Origin of the sequence: Capillimicrobium parvum (assembly GCF_021172045.1) — a bacterium.
GTDB lineage: Bacteria > Actinomycetota > Thermoleophilia > Solirubrobacterales > Solirubrobacteraceae > Capillimicrobium > Capillimicrobium parvum.
Map to the genome: position 1 here is coordinate 88,183 of NZ_CP087164.1, position 15,490 is coordinate 103,672.

The 15,490-nt window shown below is 73.3% G+C and carries 20 protein-coding genes; 6 read left to right on the top strand and 14 right to left on the bottom strand.

From position 1 onward, the window contains the following. Positions 1-17 precede the first annotated feature (17 nt). From fliN to DSM104329_RS00440, 3 genes are read left to right on the top strand one after another with little or no spacing between them, the layout of a single operon-like run. Positions 18-356, top strand: coding sequence for a flagellar motor switch protein FliN (gene fliN / locus DSM104329_RS00430; protein ID WP_259313416.1), 339 nt, complete (start codon positions 18-20; stop codon positions 354-356). Positions 357-404: 48 nt separating this feature from the next. Beyond that, a complete protein-coding gene (locus DSM104329_RS00435) occupies positions 405-653 on the top strand; it encodes an AbrB/MazE/SpoVT family DNA-binding domain-containing protein (protein ID WP_259313417.1) in 249 nt (82 codons plus the stop codon). Further along, a complete protein-coding gene (locus DSM104329_RS00440) occupies positions 650-925 on the top strand; it encodes a PIN domain-containing protein (protein WP_259313418.1) in 276 nt (91 codons plus the stop codon). Before DSM104329_RS00435 ends, DSM104329_RS00440 begins: the two co-directional genes overlap by 4 nt. 102 nt (positions 926-1,027) lie before the next feature. Here the strand turns inward: DSM104329_RS00440 and DSM104329_RS00445 are convergent, their stop codons facing one another. Genes DSM104329_RS00445 through DSM104329_RS00465 form a run of 5 tightly spaced genes read right to left on the bottom strand, consistent with a single transcriptional unit; the run spans position 1,028 to position 5,315 of the window. Then, positions 1,028-2,179 (bottom strand): S-adenosylmethionine:tRNA ribosyltransferase-isomerase, encoded by a 1,152-nt coding sequence (locus tag DSM104329_RS00445; RefSeq protein WP_259313419.1) that lies wholly within the window; start codon positions 2,177-2,179, stop codon positions 1,028-1,030. Continuing rightward, positions 2,176-2,865: an SDR family NAD(P)-dependent oxidoreductase gene (locus DSM104329_RS00450; RefSeq protein ID WP_259313420.1), complete on the bottom strand. Its 690-nt coding sequence runs from the start codon at positions 2,863-2,865 to the stop codon at positions 2,176-2,178. The genes DSM104329_RS00445 and DSM104329_RS00450 overlap by 4 nt, the downstream gene beginning before the upstream one ends. A 50-nt stretch (positions 2,866-2,915) precedes the next feature. Beyond that, positions 2,916-3,560, bottom strand: coding sequence for a response regulator (locus DSM104329_RS00455; protein ID WP_259313421.1), 645 nt, complete (start codon positions 3,558-3,560; stop codon positions 2,916-2,918). 13 nt (positions 3,561-3,573) lie between these two features. Further along, positions 3,574-4,728: a GAF domain-containing sensor histidine kinase gene (locus DSM104329_RS00460; protein ID WP_259313422.1), complete on the bottom strand. Its 1,155-nt coding sequence runs from the start codon at positions 4,726-4,728 to the stop codon at positions 3,574-3,576. After that, positions 4,725-5,315 (bottom strand): TetR/AcrR family transcriptional regulator, encoded by a 591-nt coding sequence (locus tag DSM104329_RS00465; RefSeq protein WP_259313423.1) that lies wholly within the window; start codon positions 5,313-5,315, stop codon positions 4,725-4,727. The genes DSM104329_RS00460 and DSM104329_RS00465 overlap by 4 nt, the downstream gene beginning before the upstream one ends. Positions 5,316-5,409: 94 nt before the next feature. On the opposite strand from DSM104329_RS00465, the gene DSM104329_RS00470 reads away from it, so the two are divergent. Beyond that, positions 5,410-6,174, top strand: a complete 765-nt coding sequence (locus DSM104329_RS00470) for an oxygen-binding di-iron domain-containing protein (protein WP_259313424.1) — start codon at positions 5,410-5,412, stop codon at positions 6,172-6,174. A gap of 36 nt (positions 6,175-6,210) precedes the next feature. Here the strand turns inward: DSM104329_RS00470 and DSM104329_RS00475 are convergent, their stop codons facing one another. From DSM104329_RS00475 to DSM104329_RS00515, 9 genes are read right to left on the bottom strand one after another with little or no spacing between them, the layout of a single operon-like run. Then, entirely contained in the window at positions 6,211-6,570 is a 360-nt protein-coding gene (locus tag DSM104329_RS00475) for a response regulator (protein ID WP_259313425.1), read from the bottom strand. Positions 6,571-6,573: 3 nt separating this feature from the next. After that, positions 6,574-7,497 (bottom strand): FliM/FliN family flagellar motor switch protein, encoded by a 924-nt coding sequence (locus tag DSM104329_RS00480; protein WP_259313426.1) that lies wholly within the window; start codon positions 7,495-7,497, stop codon positions 6,574-6,576. After that, positions 7,494-8,474: a flagellar motor switch protein FliM gene (locus DSM104329_RS00485; protein ID WP_259313427.1), complete on the bottom strand. Its 981-nt coding sequence runs from the start codon at positions 8,472-8,474 to the stop codon at positions 7,494-7,496. The genes DSM104329_RS00480 and DSM104329_RS00485 overlap by 4 nt, the downstream gene beginning before the upstream one ends. A gap of 52 nt (positions 8,475-8,526) precedes the next feature. Continuing rightward, entirely contained in the window at positions 8,527-9,024 is a 498-nt protein-coding gene (locus tag DSM104329_RS00490) for a chemotaxis protein CheD (protein WP_259313428.1), read from the bottom strand. A 47-nt stretch (positions 9,025-9,071) separates the two neighbouring features. Then, positions 9,072-9,668 (bottom strand): chemotaxis protein CheC, encoded by a 597-nt coding sequence (locus DSM104329_RS00495; RefSeq protein WP_259313429.1) that lies wholly within the window; start codon positions 9,666-9,668, stop codon positions 9,072-9,074. Between the two features lie 20 nt (positions 9,669-9,688). Continuing rightward, complete coding sequence (locus tag DSM104329_RS00500) at positions 9,689-11,683, bottom strand: chemotaxis protein CheA (RefSeq protein ID WP_259313430.1); 1,995 nt, start codon at positions 11,681-11,683, stop codon at positions 9,689-9,691. A 7-nt stretch (positions 11,684-11,690) separates the two neighbouring features. Further along, positions 11,691-12,632, bottom strand: a complete 942-nt coding sequence (locus DSM104329_RS00505; RefSeq protein WP_259313431.1) for a CheR family methyltransferase — start codon at positions 12,630-12,632, stop codon at positions 11,691-11,693. Then, positions 12,629-13,711, bottom strand: coding sequence for a chemotaxis protein CheB (locus DSM104329_RS00510; RefSeq protein ID WP_259313432.1), 1,083 nt, complete (start codon positions 13,709-13,711; stop codon positions 12,629-12,631). The genes DSM104329_RS00505 and DSM104329_RS00510 overlap by 4 nt, the downstream gene beginning before the upstream one ends. A 30-nt stretch (positions 13,712-13,741) precedes the next feature. After that, a complete protein-coding gene (locus tag DSM104329_RS00515; protein WP_259313433.1) occupies positions 13,742-14,194 on the bottom strand; it encodes a chemotaxis protein CheW in 453 nt (150 codons plus the stop codon). Positions 14,195-14,339: 145 nt separating this feature from the next. Here DSM104329_RS00515 and DSM104329_RS00520 point away from each other — a divergent pair, with 145 nt between their 5' ends. After that, positions 14,340-14,852 (top strand): FliO/MopB family protein, encoded by a 513-nt coding sequence (locus DSM104329_RS00520; RefSeq protein WP_259313434.1) that lies wholly within the window; start codon positions 14,340-14,342, stop codon positions 14,850-14,852. Beyond that, positions 14,852-15,484: a flagellar type III secretion system pore protein FliP gene (gene fliP, locus DSM104329_RS00525; RefSeq protein WP_259313435.1), complete on the top strand. Its 633-nt coding sequence runs from the start codon at positions 14,852-14,854 to the stop codon at positions 15,482-15,484. The genes DSM104329_RS00520 and fliP overlap by 1 nt, the downstream gene beginning before the upstream one ends. The last annotated feature ends 6 nt before the right edge of the window (positions 15,485-15,490 follow it).

The following is a 15,490-nucleotide window of genomic DNA, read 5'->3' on the forward strand; positions in this document are numbered from 1 at the left end:
AAGGAGCAGCACCCACCATGTCCGAGGAGCTCGAGCTCACCCCCTTCGCCCCCGCCGATATCGAACCGGCCGCGGCCGGCGACCTCGGTCGCCTCCAGGACGTCACCGTGGAGCTGTCCGTCGAGGTCGGCCGCACTCGCATGACCCTCGGCCAGGCGCTCGCCCTGGGCCCGGGGTCCGTCGTCGCGCTGTCGCGCAGCGCCCGCGAGCCGGTCGACCTCCTCGTCAACGGCAAGCAGGTGGCGCGCGGCGAGGTCGTCGTCATCGACGACGACTTCGGCCTGCGCATCACCGAGGTCAAGGCCATGGGCGAGGAGGACGGCGGCGAGGCAGATCCCGCCGCCGAGGCCGCGTAGCAAAGCAATGGTCGTGTGTCGGTCATGTGCGTGGCAAAATTCATGCACATGAGAACGTTGAAGGTCACGCGGGGAGGCCAGATCTCGGTCCCTGCGGAGATCCGCCGGCGCTGGGGGACCTCGACCTTCGCGCTCGAGGATCTCGGGGATCGCATCGTCCTGTCGCCGGCCCCCGACGACCCGATCGCCGCGGCGCGCGGCGCACTCGCGCGCGAGTCGGCATCGAGCACCGACGCGCTGCGGCGTGCCGCACGCGACGACGAGATCGCGGCCGGACGGCGCCGCGCCGGCGCTTGACCGCTCTCGACACCCTCACCGTCCCCCTCCTGCAGGGCATCGTCACGATCGTCGACGTGGATGAGCCGACGGCCCGCGCGGCGGCTCGGCTGCGCGCGCGCCGCTACCACCGGACGCGCGCCGCGCTGAGCCTCGCCGACTGCGTCCTGCTCGCATCCGCGCAGATCAGCGGCCGTGCGGTCGCCACGGCAGACCGGCCCCTCGCCGCGGCCGCGCGCGCGGAGGAGCTCGAGGTCATCGCGCTTCCCGACTCTCGCGGCCGGCCTTCCTGAGCGCTTGGGGCCGGTAAGCCGGCCCCAAGCGCCGGCGGGGGTTCGGTGGGGCTCCGTGCCCGCGCTGCCGCACCCGCGTTCAGCGGAAGATGAGGGTGGCGTTCAGCGCAGGATGAGGTGGCTGTCGCCGAACTCGTGCCAGAGGTAGCCCGCGGCGCGCGCCTCGGCGTAGCTTTCGGCGAGCAGCGGGCCGCCGGCGATCGCCTCGAGCATGTGCAGGTGCGACGCGTCGGGATCGTGCCAGCCGGTGATCAGGCCGTCGACCGCGCGCACGCCGCGGTCGGGCGTGACGTGCAGGCCGGTCCAGCCGGCCGCCGCGTGCACGGCCCCGTCCTCGTCCGCGGCGCTCTCCAGCGCGCGCACCACGGTCGTGCCGACCGCGACCACCCGGCCGCCCCAGCCCCGCACGGCCTCGACCGCGCGGGCCGTCGCGGCCGGTACGGCGTAGCGTTCCGGGTAGGGCGCCTCGCCGCGCTCGAGCGAGGAGACGCCGGCGTGCAGCGTGAGCGGCGCGACGAGCACGCCCGCGCCGAGCAGGCGGGTCAGCAGCGCCGGGGTGAACGGCCGCCCGGCGCTCGGCATCTCGGCGCTGCCCGGTCGGCGCGCGAACGCGGTCTGGTACGCGGAGAGCGGCCAATGACCGTGGACGTGCGCGTAGCGGATCGGGTGGCCGTGGCGGGCAAGGTGGTCGCCCAGCGGCCGGTCCGCGTCGATGCGCGCGAGCCAGAGCCGGGCGCTCGACGCGTAGGCGGCGGCCAGCTCGATCCGCGCGCCGCCGTTCAGCGCGAGGCGTTCGCCGGCGTGCCCGCGCATGCGGCGCAGGCCGTCCGCGGTGCGCAGCTCGACGATCCACCACGCATCGCCGGCGTGAGGTGCGCTCTGACCTCGTTCAGCGAGGCCAAAGCGCGACTCGCCGGCCGGCGCGAGGGCCGACGGCGCGGGGGGCGATGGCGCGGGGGCCGATGGCGCGAGGGCCGGCGGCGCGGGCGTGCTGAAGCGCACCTCGAGGGCGGTCCCGTCCGCGCGCTCGGCGTGGATGGCCGCCGGGACCGTCGCCGAGTCGTTGACGACGAGCAGGTCGCCCGGCGCCAGCAGATCCGGGAGGTCGTGGAAGCGGGCGTGCGTGACCTCGCCGTCGCCTGAGGTGGCGACCATGAGGCGAACGCCGTCGCGCGCGATGCCCCGGGCCTCGGGCGGCTCGTGCGCCTCCAGGCCCGCGGGCAGCTCGAACGCGGGCGCCGCCAGGGCGGTCATGCCGTCACCGTCACGGCGACGTCGCGCGCGACGTAGCGCCCGCTCGGCTGGGTCCCCCCGATGAGCGCGAGCAGTCCCGGCACGCTGGCCTCCGGCGGCGGGCGGTCGGAGATGTCCTCGCCGGGGAACGCCTCCTGGTGCATGCGCGTGCGCATGTCGCCGGGATCGACGGTCAGGATCCGCAGCTGCGGGTGCTCGGCGGCGAGGACCGCGCCGAGCTGCTCGAGCGCGGCCTTCGCGGAGCCGTAGCCGCCCCAGCCGGGGTAGGGCTCGACCGCGGCGTCGGAGGTGACGTTCACGATCGCCGCGCCCGGCGCCATGCGCGGCAGCGCCAGCTGGATCAGCGCGAGCGGCGCCAGGACGTTGACGCGCATGACGCGCTGCAGCTCGTCGAGCGGGTAGCCGGCGAGCGACGGCTGCGGGCTGGGGCCGAGCACGGAGGCGTTGTTGACGAGCAGGTCGACGCGGTCGCCGGCGGCCGCGACGAGCGCGCGGCGGTGGGCGGGGTCGGCGACGTCGCCGGCGAGCGCGACGACGTCGCCCTGGCGGCCGAGCTCGCGCGCGGCGCGCTCGAGCTCCGCGGCGCCCCGGGCGTCGATGATCAGGCGCCGGTCCGGGCCGGCCAGCGCGCGGGCGAGCGCCAGCCCGAGCCCTCGGGAGGCGCCGGTGATGATGGCGGTGGACATGGCCGCGACGGTACGCCCGGCGCGGTCCCAGCCGCCAGACGGAATTGGTCCTAGGACCTTCGGCCGACCAGCCCGGACTGGAGCGCGTGCACGGCGGCCTGCGTGCGGTCGGTGACGCCGAGCTTGGCGAGCACATGGCCGACGTGCGTCTTGACCGTCTTCTCCGAGATGCCCAGCGCCCGGGCGATCCGCTTGTTGGACTCCCCGGCGACGATCAGCTCGAGCACCTCGCGCTCGCGCGCGGTCAGACCGTCGTGCCCGGCGTCGTCCCGGCCTTCGCCGGAAGGCGTCGCCAGCGCGTCGACGAGGCGGGCGGCCACCACCGGATCCAGGAGCGCCTCGCCCGCGTGGGCCGCCCGGATCGCGCGCGCGAGCTCCGACGGCTCGACGTTCTTGAGCAGGTACCCGGCCGCGCCGGCGCGGATCGCCGGGAGGAGCCGTTCGTCGTCGGCGAAGCTCGTCAGGACGATCACGCGCGCCGCCGAGCCGCGCCGGCGCAGCTCGCGCATCGCGCCCACCCCATCGAGCCCGGGCATGACGAGGTCCATGAGCACGACGTCGGGCGCGAGCTGCGCGACGGCGTCGACCGCCGCGGCGCCGTCGGCCGCCTCGCCCGCGACCTCCATGCCGTCCTGCAGCTCGAGGAAGGCCCGCAGCCCCTCGCGCACGACGGCGTGGTCGTCGGCGAGCAGCACCCGGATCGGGGGCTCAGCCAGCGCCGCCTACCTCCAGCCGGACCGTCGTGCCGGCGCCGGGACTCGACCGGATCGCGAGGCGGCCCCCGAGCCGCGCGGCGCGCTCCTCCATCGACGTCAGCCCGAGGCGCCGCGAGCGCAGCTCGGGATCGGCGGGATCGAAGCCGGCGCCGTCGTCGTGGATCTCGAGCACCAGCCCGCCGTCCGCGCCGGCGACGCGCACGCCGATCTCGCGGGCGCCCGCGTGGCGCAGCGCGTTGTGCAGCGCCTCCTGGGCGATCCGCAGCAGCTCGCGGTCGCGCCGCGGGTCGACGTCGCCCGCCGCGTCGGCCAGATCGACCTCCAGGCCGATCGAGATGTCGTGGACGCTGCGCAGGACCGCGACGTGCTTGCGCAGCACGGCGGCCAGGCCGTCGCGTTCGAGGTCCGGCGGGCGCAGCTCGCCGACGAGGTCGCGCAGCTCGTCGAGCGCCTCGCGGGCCAGCTCGCCCGTCCGCGCGACCCGCTCGCCCGCCGCCGCCGGGTCGCGCTCCACGAGCGTGGCCGCCGCCTCGGCGCTGAGCACGACGCTGAAGAGCTTCTGGCTGACCGCGTCGTGCAGCTCGAGGGCGAGCCGGTTGCGCTCGGAGACGATCGACAGCTCGCGGCTGCGCTCGAGCAGCCGCGCGTTCGTGATCGCGATCGCGGCGTGCGCGGCGAGGAGCTCCAGGAGCTCCTGGTCGGCGGCGCCGAACGTCCCGGCGCCCTCCTTCTCCGTGAGGTAGAAGGCGCCGATCACGCCGTCGGGCGCGACGATCGGCACGCCGAGGTACGAGCGCATGTCGGGGTGGCCGCGCGGCCACCAGCCGCGGAAGCGCGGGTGGGCGTGCATGTCCGCCATCCGCACCGGCACGTCGGTCTCGAGCATCGCCCCGAGCACCCCGTGCGTTCGTGGCAGCGGCCCGAGGGACGCGACCAGCTCGTCGCTCATCCCGGAGACGAGGAATGCGCTGAAGCCGCCGTCGCCGTCGGGGATGCCGAGCGCCGCGTAGCGCGCGCCGGCCAGCTCGCGCGCGCGGTCCACGAGCTCCTGGAGCACCTCTTCGACCGAGCGTTGGGCGGCGACCGCCAGGACCGCGTCGCTGACGGCGCGCAGGGCGGGGCTGAGGCGTTCGGGCTCCGGGCTCACTGGCAACGGGTCATCGCGGTCGCCGTCTGCGCCGCCGCGGTCGCGTCGAGCCCGGCGCGGTGCAGGGTCCGCCACGTGTGGAAGTCGAGCGCCACCGCGACGGCCGCCGCGACGCGCTCGCGCCGTCGCCCGCGCGCGCGGAATCCGGCGACCAGGATCTCGTGCATGCGGCCCAGCACGGGCGCGATGCGGACCCCGACGACCCACTGGGTCGTCTCGTGGTCCTCGATGTCGCGCATGATGTTGGCGAGCAGCCCCTCGTTCTCGGCGTAGTAGGCGTACAGGAGCGCGACCGCCCGTTGCACGCGCTCCAGGGGGTCGTCGACGTCCAGCAGCGGCTCGGGGTCGGGCAGCGGCCGTCGTTGCAGATGCAGGCCCGAGCAGGCCATGACGAGCTCGCGCTCGTCCGGGAAGTGGCTGTACACGGTGTGGCGCTGCACGCGCGCGCGCTCGGCGATCGCGCTGACGCTGGTGCGCGCCGGCCCCAGCTCGGAGTGCAGCGCGACCGTCGCCTCGACGATCCGCCGCCTGGTCTCCTGCTGGCGCTCGGCCCGCTTGCGGAGCTCGTACCTGCGCGTCGTTGTCACTGCACAGGAGTGTACCCCGAAACTTGACAGCGCACGCACGGCTCCGGTATGAATCGCTGCACAGCACTGTTCAGCCAAACGCCTGGAGGACGTCGTGAGCACGCGGATCGACCACATCACCGGCGGCATCTACCGGATCTCCACGTGGGTCCCCGAGTACCGGCTCACGTTCAACCAGTTCCTCATCGACGACGAGCGGCCGACGCTCGTGCACACCGGCGAGTACGACCGCTACGACGGGATCCGCAAGGCGATCTCGGAGGTCCTCGATCCGGCGACGCTGGCGAACATCATCCTGCTGCACTGGGAGGGCGACGAGAACGGCGGGATGGACCGCTTCATGGCCGAGGCCAAGGGCTGCGAGCTGGTCGGGTCCGCGCTGTCGATCGCGCTCAACGCCCGCGGCTTCGGCGTGCACGAGCGCGTCCGCGGCTTCACCGACGGCGAGACGCTCGACCTCGGCCGCCACAAGCTGCGCTTCTGGGAGACCCCGCACGTCCACCACTGGGACTCGATGATGGTCGTCGAGGAGACCACGAACAGCCTCTTCCCGTCGGATCTGTACCTGCAGCCGGGCGAGCTGCCGCCCGTCGTCGACGAGAACCTCTCCGAGGAGATGATCGCGACGTACCGCGCGGTCGGCATCTTCGCCCACGAGAACCCGGTCCGGTCGGTGTCCGAGCGCGTGGAGCGGCTCGCGCCCGACTGGGTGCACGCCATGCACGGCGGCACGGTGACCGGCGCCGCGCTGCCCGCCTTCAACGAGGCGCTGCGCGAGAAGGAGTTCGCCTACGCCGGGTGGGTGCTCGGCCGCGACCTGGCCGCCCAGCAGGCGACGCCGATCCCGCACGCCGGATAGGTCGCTCCCGCGGGGAGGCGGGCCCCGAGGCGGTCTCTACGCGAGGGCCTTGGCGACGGCGTCGAGGACGCGGTCGGGCTGGAACGGCTTGACGACGAAGTCCTTGGCGCCGAGCTTGATCGACTCGAGGACCTTGCTCTCCTGCCCGAGGGCGGAGCACATGATCACGCGGGCGGCAGGGTCGATCGTGATGATCTCCCGCAGCGCGGCGAGGCCGTCCTTCTCCGGCATCGTGATGTCCAGGGTGGTGAGGTCGGGACGCAGTTCCTGCCAGCGGTCGACGGCCTCCGCGCCGTTGCCGGCTTCGCCGACCACGTCGTGGCCGCCCTTGGTGAGGGCGTCGGTGACCATCTTGCGCATGAACGCTGCGTCGTCGACCACGAGGACACGGGCCATGGGTCAGTCTCCTTCTGTGGTTGTTGGTGAAGGGTGGATCGAGGGGGAGGGGCAAGCGAGTCGTGGCGGCTCGGGAGGGCCGCCGGCGCCGCGCACACCGTGCACGGACTCGATGCGCACGGCCCACTCGTTCTCGTCGGTGACGAGCAGGCGGCCGGTCGCGAAGCGCAGGTCGTCGACGAACAGGTCGATCGGGTCCTCGACCTCGCGGTCGAGCTCGACCACCGCGCCGACCGGCAGCCCGACCAGGCTGCTGAGCGGCATCCGCACGCGCCCGAGCTCGGCCCAGACACGCAGCGGCATGTCCTGCACGAGCGGGCTCAGCGGGCCGTCCTGGTATTCGGACGCGTACTCCGTCGCCAGCTCGCTGAGCGCGCGGTTCATGCGCACGATGAACGCGTTCGGGATGAACTGCACGAGCCGGCACGGCTCGCCGAGCACCGAGAACTGGGCGGTGATGGCGTGCGGCGTCGTGTCGAACGCCTCGACCGCGGCCGTCGCGTCGGTGAGCCGGTGGATCTCGGGTGGCGCGATCTCGACTTCCTTGCCGAGCACCTTGCTGGTCGCCATCGCCGCCGACGACATCATCTGGTTCATGGCCTCGCCCATCGCCGACAGGTCGAGGTCGGTGAGCTCGGCGTCGTCGTCGGGCAGCTCGGCGCCCATCATCGACGCGGCCAGCCGGCGCGCGCCCCTGATCGTCATCACGAAGACGTTGCCGCCGGTGACGCCGTCGACGTAGGAGACGCCGGTGGCGACCGAGGGGGTCGGGATGCCCTCCATGGGATGGGTGCCCGGAGGCACGGCGGCGACCAGGCCGTCCACGATCTGGCCGTCCTCGGGGCAGAAGATGCGCAGCACGCCGGCCACCGCTTCCGTGGTGGACCCGCCGATCTGCAGCAGGGCGTCGTCGGCGGTGCCGCTCATCGAGCTGCCTCCCTCAGGGTCTCGGCCACCTGCACGGCGCGCCAGCGGCCGCAGCGGCCGGGCTGGACGCGATGTACCGGCACCTGGTCGGCCATGAGCGTCATGCCGCGCTCCACGGGCGTGTCGAACGTCACGACGTCGCCGGGGCGCAGCGCCAGCACCTCGTCGAGGCGCAGGGTCGTCGCGGCGACCTCGGCCCGGACGGGCACCGAGACCTCGCGCAGCGCCGCGTCGACCGCCTCGGCGATCCGCGGGTCGCGCGCGGCGTCGTCCTCGTGGCCGAACGCGCTGGCCACGCCGCCCGCCGAGCGGTACGGCACGAGCAGCACGACGGTCGACGACAGCTTCTCCAGCTTGCCCTCCATGACGAGCGCCAGCGTCGGCTCGCTCGCGTTGGCGACGTTCGCCGACTCCGGCTGGGAGTCCAGGCGCAGCAGCTCGAGCTCGGTGCGCGACAGCTCCTCCCACACGAGCGACAGCTCCTCCGTGAGCGCATGGAAGAAGCGCCGGGCGACGACGAGGTCGATGTCGGTGAGCTTGCGCTCGCGCGCGGTCTGCGTGCCGCCGAGGAGGCGCTCGACGAAGTTGACGACGAGCGACTGCTCGGCGCTGAGCAGCATGCGCGCCTCGCTGGCGTCCCCGCCGTCGATGACGCCGCAGACCGAGTCGTACGGGATCTGCGCGTGTGCGTTGAACCACGTGAGCTGCATGACGTCGATGACCTCGATCTCCACGTCGACGCGCAGCTCGGCCGACAGCCGGCGGTTCGCCGTGCGGCAGAACTGCTCGAGCGCGCGCTTGATGCGCCGCTCCTGGTCGGCGGTGAACTTCGTCGGGTGCTGGAAGTCGATGGTCCGCAGCCCGCGCGCGCGCCGCGTCGGGTGCGATGCGATCTGGACCTCGGTCTTCAGCCTGCCCTTCGCCGCCTGGTCGAACAGCCTGGCGATCTGGTCCTCGTTGAGCAGATCCCCGCTCATCGAGTCGCCTCCCTCAGGGTCGAGATCGTCGTGGATGAGGCCGCGCGGCGTCTCATCGCCCGTACACCTGCTCCTCCGTGGCCGCGACCTCGCGGACGGTGACGCGCACGCCCTCGACGTGCACGCGGACGGTGCGGCCCCGGCTGCCGCCGGTCTTCGCGTGGCGGATCGGGATCGAGAGACGGTCGAGCTGCTCGCGCACCGCCGCTTCGTTGCGCGCGCCGATGGTGGCACCGCCCTCGCCGCTGAACGTGAACATCTGCGCGCCGCCGACGATGACCGCCTCCAGGCGCGCGGCGCCGAGCGCCTTCACGCGCTGCGCGAGCAGCGGCACGCCGGTATCGGCGAACTTCGCCGGGGCGCCGGTCGCGTCGCCAGTGGGCAGCATGACGTGCGCGAGGCCGACGATCGGCCGGCGCACGTCGAACAGCGCGACGCCGACGCACGATCCCAGGCCGATGGTCACGAGCACCTCGCCGGGCGTCGCCGACGCGGCCAGCTCGCCCATCCGCACCATGAGCTCGGACACGATCACGGTGACGCCACCCATCGCTCCGGGACGCTGGTGTGCGCCGACCCGCTGGGCCTCACGATCGACTACCCCAGCCCCAGCCGCGTGAGCAGCTCGCCGATCCCGTCGTGGCTCGGGAGCATGAGGAACGTCAGCTCGCACTGCTGGCCCTCGACGATGAGCCGGGAGTCCATGAGCAGCGCCAGGTTCGTCTGGTCCGCCTGCGTGGCGAGCACCGTGGCGAGGATCGCCCCGACCATGTCCGCGACGGTCTCCGGCGGTCGCGGCTCCAGCTCGAGGCCGGTCATCGCGGCGAGCGAGTTGACGTACGAGCAGCCGAGGATGTTGCCGATCTCGCCCAGGGCGGAGCGGCCGTCCTCCGTGCCCGGCTCGACGCCGAGCAGCGAGCACAGCGTCGCCTCGTCGTCGGGCGGGAAGAGCAGCAGCACCGTCGCGTCGAGGTCGCCGAAGATCGGCAGGACGACGCCGGTGGCCAGCGTCGCCGGTTCGCCGGCGGCCTCGACCGCGTCGGCGAGCGGCAGCGCGGCGGCGGCGGGCACGTTGATGTCGACCGGCTGGCCGAGCATGCCCGACAGGGCGGTGCCGGCGTTGCCGGAGCCGATGTTGGCCAGCTCGCGCAGCGCGTCGAGCTGCATGTCCGTGTACTGGGGCGGTGAGGTCATGGGGGTCAGGGTCCTTGGGGCTAGGCGGCGGCGAGGCCGGCGGACGGGTGCAGGGCATCGCAGTCGACGATCAGGGCGATGTCGCCGCTGGACAGCACGGCCCCGCCGGAGACGGCCGCGCTGTCGGAGACGTCGGGCGGCAGCGGACGGGTGACGAGCTCCCGCTGGCCGATCAGCTTGTTGACGGCCAGCGCCATTGAGCGCTCACCGGAGGTCACGATCACGGCGTGCTCCCCGTCGGACGCGCGGCCGCGGCCGAGCGTCTCGCCGCCGTCGAGCAGCGGGAAGACGTCGTCGCGCATGACGAGCATCCGCGAGCCCGCCGCGGAGCGGACCGTGTGGTCCTCCAGGCGGATCGTGCGCTCCACGCGCTCCAGCGGCACGGCGAACGGGTCGCCGTCGATCTCGATGAGCAGCGCCGCCATGATCGCCAGGGTCAGCGGCAGGCGGATCTGCGCGGTGGTGCCGACGCCCATCTCGGAGATGAAGCCGACGTCGCCGCCGAGCTCCCGGATGGTCGTGCGGACCGCGTCCATGCCGACGCCGCGTCCCGAGATGTCGCTCGTGGTCTCGGCGGTCGAGAAGCCGGCCGTGAACAACAGCTCCGCGGCGCGCGCCTGGTCGACCGAGTCGGCCTGCTCGGGCGTCAGCAGCCCCCGCTCGACGGCCTTGGCGGCGACCTTGGCCGGGTCGATGCCGCGCCCGTCGTCGCGCACGCTGATGACGACGTTGCCGCCCATGTGCTTGGCGGAGATCTCGAGCGTGGCCGTGGCGGGCTTGCCCGCCACCTCGCGGTCGGCGGCCGGCTCGAGACCGTGGTCGAGCGCGTTGCGCACGAGGTGGACGAGCGGGTCGCCGAGGGCGTCGACGACGGTGCGGTCGAGCTCGGTGTCCTGTCCGACGAGCTTGAGCTCGACCTGCTTGCCGAGCTTGCCCGACAGGTCGCGCACCAGGCGCGGGAAGCGCAGGAAGACGGCCTCCACCGGGATCATCCGGACCTGCATCACCATCGACTGCAGCGACTGCGAGGCGCGCGAGAGGTCGGCCATCGCCTGCGACAGCCCCGGCACGTCGGCCTGGCCGGCGAGCGACTCGACGTGCGTGCGGTGCACGACGAGCTCGCCCATGAAGTGCATGAGCTGGTCGAGGCGGGCGGCGTCGACGCGGACGCTGGTGGTCGTCGCCTTGCCGCGCGGTGCCGCGCCGGTGCCGCGCTCGGCCTTGGCCGCGGGCGCGGCGGCGACCGCCTCGCCCTCGCCCTCGACGGCGGGCTCCGCGCCGAAGTCCTCGTCGCTGAGCTCGTCGACGGTCGCGGCGGCGACGTCGGCGACGTTCGTCGCCGCGGCGTGGACTGCGTCGTCGTCGGCCTCGGCGGCCAGCCATGCCTCCACGACGCCCCCGTCGAACGCGTCGACCTTGTCGACGGCCGGGAACGAGGCGAGGACCGAGCCCTGCTCGCCCAGGGCGTTGAGGACCATGAACGCCCGCACGGAGGGCATGGAGCACTCGTCGCCGAGGGCGACCTCGACGTGCACGATGCGCCGCCCGCCGGCGCGCTCGGCCACCACCTCCGGCGGAATCCGTTCCACCCACCCCACCGGGCCGCCCTTGCGGTGGTGCTTCTGCTCCGGCGTGCGCTCGCGGACGAGGCTCTGCAGCCGCTCGATGAGCGCCGCGGGCGCAAGGTCCTCGGCGCCGGTCTGCTCGATCTTGCCGACCTGCTCCTCGAGCACGTCGAGGCACTCGAGCAGCACGTCGATCGCGTCGCGCGGCAGGCCGCCGGTGCGCTGGCGCAGCAGCTCGAACACGTCCTCCATCCGATGCGTGAGCGCCGCCATCCGGGCGAAGCCCATCGTGGCGCTCATGCCCTTCATGGAGTGGGCGATGCGGAAGATCTCGTTGACGGTCTCCTGATCGTCGGGGGTCTCCTCGATCCGGACGACGGCAAGGTTGAGCTCCTGGAGGTGCTCGCGCGCCTCGGCCAGGAACATCGGCATGTACTCGGAGACGTCCATGATCGGTTCAGGCCTTGCGGTAGACGAAGGGGTGGGTCGGCGTCAGGTCCATCTCGCGCGGGTCCTGCACCCGCTCGGTCGAGCCGATGACGAGGTAGCCGCCCGGGCGCAGGGCCTGCGCGAGCCGCGCGTGCAGGGCGTTGCGGACGTCGTCGGTGAAGTAGATGACGGTGTTGCGGCAGAGCACCAGGTCGAGGCGGCCGGGCGCCACGGTCATGCGCAGCAGGTCGCCGACCTCGAAGCGGCACGCGTCGCGCAGCTCCCGGCGCGCCCGCCAGCCGCCGTCGACCGCGTCGAAGTGGCGCTCGAGCAGCGCGCGCGGCGCCGTGCGGGCGTCCTCGTCGGTGAAGCGGCCCTCGTGGGCGCGCTCGACCATGCGCTTGTCGATGTCGGTGCCGCGGATGGTCGCGCGGGCGCCGGGGGCGTTCTCACGGCACAGCGCGGCGAGCGTGTAGGCCTCGGCGCCGTAGGAGCAGCCGGCGCTCCACGCCGTGATCCCGCGCCCCGCGGCGGCGAGCTCGGGCAGGATCGAGTCGCCGATCAGCGCCCACTGCTCGGGGTTGCGCCAGAGCTGGGAGACGTTGATCGTCATGCGGTCGAGGAAGTCGTCGAGCTCGGACGGCTCGCGGCGCAGCACGGTGAGGTAGTCGGTCAGGCCGTCGCTGCCGCGCCGGTGGGCGAAGGAGCGGATGCGGCGCTCCATCTGACCGCGCTTGTACTGGGCGAGATCCACGTGACAGAGGCCGCGCACGCCGTCGCAGAAGGTCTCGTAGTCGTCGCGGCTGGCACCCGCGGCGCGGGGGACGTTCGTGGCTGCGGACCCGCGGGGTCCACCCGGTGCCGTCGCGCCGCGGGCCGAGTCGTTGGCTTGGGTGGGCTCGCAGGGCCCACCCGATGAAGTCGCGCCGCGGGCTGAGTCGTCGGTGTGGGTGGGCCCGCAGGGCCTCATGCTCCGGCCTCCTGGGTGATCGCCTGGGGGAGCTCGCTCAGGTCGACGATCGCGTCGGCCAGGCCGGCCTCGGCCACCGCGCGCGGCATGCCGTAGACGGTGCAGCTCGACTCCGCCTCGACGAGCACCCGCCCGCCGCGGCGCTTGACCTCGCGTGCGCCGTCGAGGCCGTCGCGACCCATGCCGGTCAGCACGACCAGCAGCGTCCGCTCGCCGTAGGCGGCGGCGACGTCGACGATGGTGAGGTCCGCCCGCGGGCGCAGCGCGCCGATGGGCGGCGCGTCCGAGAGGAGCGCGCGGCGGCCCTCGGCGAGGCGCAGGTGCGACCCGCCGGGCGCCAGCAGCGCCAGGCACGGGTCGAGCGACTCGGTGCCGGACGCCTCGACGATGCTCAGGCGGCTGGCGCGGTCCAGCCGCTGCGCCAGCGACGCGGTGAACCCGGCCGGCATGTGCTGCACGATCAGCGTTCCGGCGCCAAGCCGCGCGGGCAGCTTGGGCATCAGGTCCGCGAGGGCGCGCGGGCCGCCGGTCGAGGAGGCGATGACGACCGCGCGGGCGGTGCGCGAGGCGGGCCGTGCCGCCGGGCCGCCCACCCGCCGCGGCGTGCGCGGCGCCGCCGGGCGCTTGAGGTGGCCGTTGCCGATCCCGGTCAGGCGCGGACGCCGCGACGCGGTGGCGGCGCGCACCTTGTCGCCGAGCTCGCAGACGAACGACGAGAGCGGCTCGCCCGCGGCCGGCTTGGCGACCAGATCGAAGGCCCCCTCGGCCAGCGCGTCCACCGCGCGGGCGCCGTGGACGGGCGAGAAGGCCGAGACGACCACCACCGGGACGCCGGAGGCGGGGTGGGCGGGATTGGATCGCAGCTCGCGCAGCACGCCCATGCCGTCGAGGCCGGGCATCGTGAGGTCGAGCGTCATCGCGGCGGGACGGTGGCGCCGGCAGAGTGCCAGCGCCTCGTCGCCGTCCGCGGCGGCGCCGACCACGGTGAAGCCCTCCTTCTCGAGGGCGTTCGCAACGATCCGGCGCATCAGGCTCGAGTCGTCGGCGACGACGATCCGGGCATCGGTGGCGGTGGACATGGCGGGCGTAGATCCGAAGCAGGCGGGGAGTCAGACGGTCTCGGCGACCAGCTCGGTGTCGGGTACGCCGCCGCCGAAGAGGCCGACCGGATCCAGCAGCACGACCAGGCGCTGGTCGATCTTCGCGATGGCCTCGATCGCGGGGTCGCCCGCGGCCGGGACGGTGTCGAGCGCGTCGACGTCGACCGTGAGGACCTCCTCCACGTCGTCGACGATGACGCCGGCCATGTCGCTGGCGGTCTCGACGATGACGATCTTCGCGTGCTCGGGGCGCTCGGACGGCAGCCCCAGCCGGGCGGCGAGGTCGTAGACCGGCACGATCTTCCCGCGCAGGGAGATGACGCCGCGGACCCACGCCTCGTCGGAGGCGACCGAGCGGGGCTCGGTCCACCGGATGATCTCGTGCACCTGCGTGATGGGCAACGCGTACTCCTCGTCGCCGAGCGAGAAGACGACGAGCTGGCGGTCGGACTCGGTGGACATGCAAGGACCTCGTAGGAGCTTGTGGCTGACTACCGGGTTTGGTCGGCCGCGCGGTGCCCCACTTGAGGGGCTCAAGTGGCCGGCGGACCGACCGACTACCGGGCGGACCGGGTGGGCGGGTGTCCCATCGAGTCACCTCAGACGAATGTCGATTCCCCACTTCCGCAAGGCCGTGACGGCGGCCTCGGCGATGCTCCTCGTGCTGCCCGCGTATGCGTACGCGGCACCCACCGGCACGGGCGAGGACACGCCGCTGAACCTGCCGACGAGCGATCCCAAGCCGCTGGGCTCCGGCGGCGGCGGGGGCAGCCTCGTGCGCACCTTCGTCGGCCTGGCGATCGTGATCGCCGTCATCTACGGCATCGCGTGGGTGCTGCGCCAGGTCAAGTCCTCGCGCGAGGAGCGCACCCGCGGCAACGGCCTGGCGACAGCCGCCGTCGTCGCCCTCGGGCCCGGCCGCTCGCTGCACCTCGTCCGTGCCGGCCGCGAGCTCGTCCTCGTCGGCGTCGCCGAGCACGGCGTCGTCCCGATCCGCACCTACACCGAGGATGAGGCGCGCCGGCTCGGCCTCGACGCCAGCGACGACGAGCCGCCGCCGTCCGACGGCAAGCGCCGCCCGAGCTTCATCGACGCGCTGCGCGACCGGACGGCCCGCTGATGGGCTCGGGCTCGAACGCCGTCCAGCTCCTGCTGTTGATCGCCGGGCTCACGCTGATCCCCGCGATGCTCTTCTGCGTCACCGGCTTCACGCGGATCCTCATCGTCCTCGGCTTCATCCGCAGCGGCCTCGGCACCCAGAGCGCGCCACCCAACCAGGTGCTCGTCGGCATCGCGGTGTTCCTGACGATCTTCGTCATGGCACCGACCTTCGGCGAGATCAAGAAGGTGGCGATCGACCCGCTGAAGGACGACAAGATCACCCAGCAGCAGGCGCTCGAGCGCGGTCAGGTCCCCCTGCGGGAGTTCATGTTCAAGCAGACGCGCGAGAAGGACCTGGCGCTGTTCGTCAAGCTCGCCAAGCAGCCGCAGCCCAAGACGCGCGCCGACGTGCCGACGTGGGTCCTCATCCCCGCGTTCATCATCTCCGAGCTGAAGACGGCGTTCCAGATCGGCTTCCTGATCTTCCTGCCGTTCCTGGTCATCGACCTCGTCGTCAGTACCACCTTGATGTCGATGGGCATGGTGATGCTGCCGCCCGTCTTCATCGCCCTGCCGTTCAAGATCCTGCTCTTCGTGCTGGTCGACGGCTGGGACCTCGTCACCCAATCGCTCGTGCAGAGCTTCCATTGAGGACGG

Bases quoted from the DNA above. Each gene is read 5' to 3' on its own strand.
- fliP (WP_259313435.1), top strand. From the start codon at position 14,852: ATGGGCTCGGGCTCGAACGCCGTCCAGCTCCTGCTGTTGATCGCCGGG.
- DSM104329_RS00435 (WP_259313417.1), top strand. From the start codon at position 405: ATGAGAACGTTGAAGGTCACGCGGGGAGGCCAGATCTCGGTCCCTGCG.
- DSM104329_RS00520 (WP_259313434.1), top strand. From the start codon at position 14,340: ATGTCGATTCCCCACTTCCGCAAGGCCGTGACGGCGGCCTCGGCGATG.
- DSM104329_RS00450 (WP_259313420.1), bottom strand. From the start codon at position 2,865: ATGTCCACCGCCATCATCACCGGCGCCTCCCGAGGGCTCGGGCTGGCG.
- DSM104329_RS00490 (WP_259313428.1), bottom strand. From the start codon at position 9,024: ATGGGTGGCGTCACCGTGATCGTGTCCGAGCTCATGGTGCGGATGGGC.
- DSM104329_RS00475 (WP_259313425.1), bottom strand. From the start codon at position 6,570: ATGGCCCGTGTCCTCGTGGTCGACGACGCAGCGTTCATGCGCAAGATG.
- DSM104329_RS00500 (WP_259313430.1), bottom strand. From the start codon at position 11,683: ATGGACGTCTCCGAGTACATGCCGATGTTCCTGGCCGAGGCGCGCGAG.
- DSM104329_RS00480 (WP_259313426.1), bottom strand. From the start codon at position 7,497: ATGAGCGGCACCGCCGACGACGCCCTGCTGCAGATCGGCGGGTCCACC.
- DSM104329_RS00445 (WP_259313419.1), bottom strand. From the start codon at position 2,179: ATGACCGCCCTGGCGGCGCCCGCGTTCGAGCTGCCCGCGGGCCTGGAG.
- fliN (WP_259313416.1), top strand. From the start codon at position 18: ATGTCCGAGGAGCTCGAGCTCACCCCCTTCGCCCCCGCCGATATCGAA.
- DSM104329_RS00495 (WP_259313429.1), bottom strand. From the start codon at position 9,668: ATGACCTCACCGCCCCAGTACACGGACATGCAGCTCGACGCGCTGCGC.
- DSM104329_RS00510 (WP_259313432.1), bottom strand. From the start codon at position 13,711: ATGTCCACCGCCACCGATGCCCGGATCGTCGTCGCCGACGACTCGAGC.
- DSM104329_RS00515 (WP_259313433.1), bottom strand. From the start codon at position 14,194: ATGTCCACCGAGTCCGACCGCCAGCTCGTCGTCTTCTCGCTCGGCGAC.
- DSM104329_RS00505 (WP_259313431.1), bottom strand. From the start codon at position 12,632: ATGAGGCCCTGCGGGCCCACCCACACCGACGACTCAGCCCGCGGCGCG.
- DSM104329_RS00485 (WP_259313427.1), bottom strand. From the start codon at position 8,474: ATGAGCGGGGATCTGCTCAACGAGGACCAGATCGCCAGGCTGTTCGAC.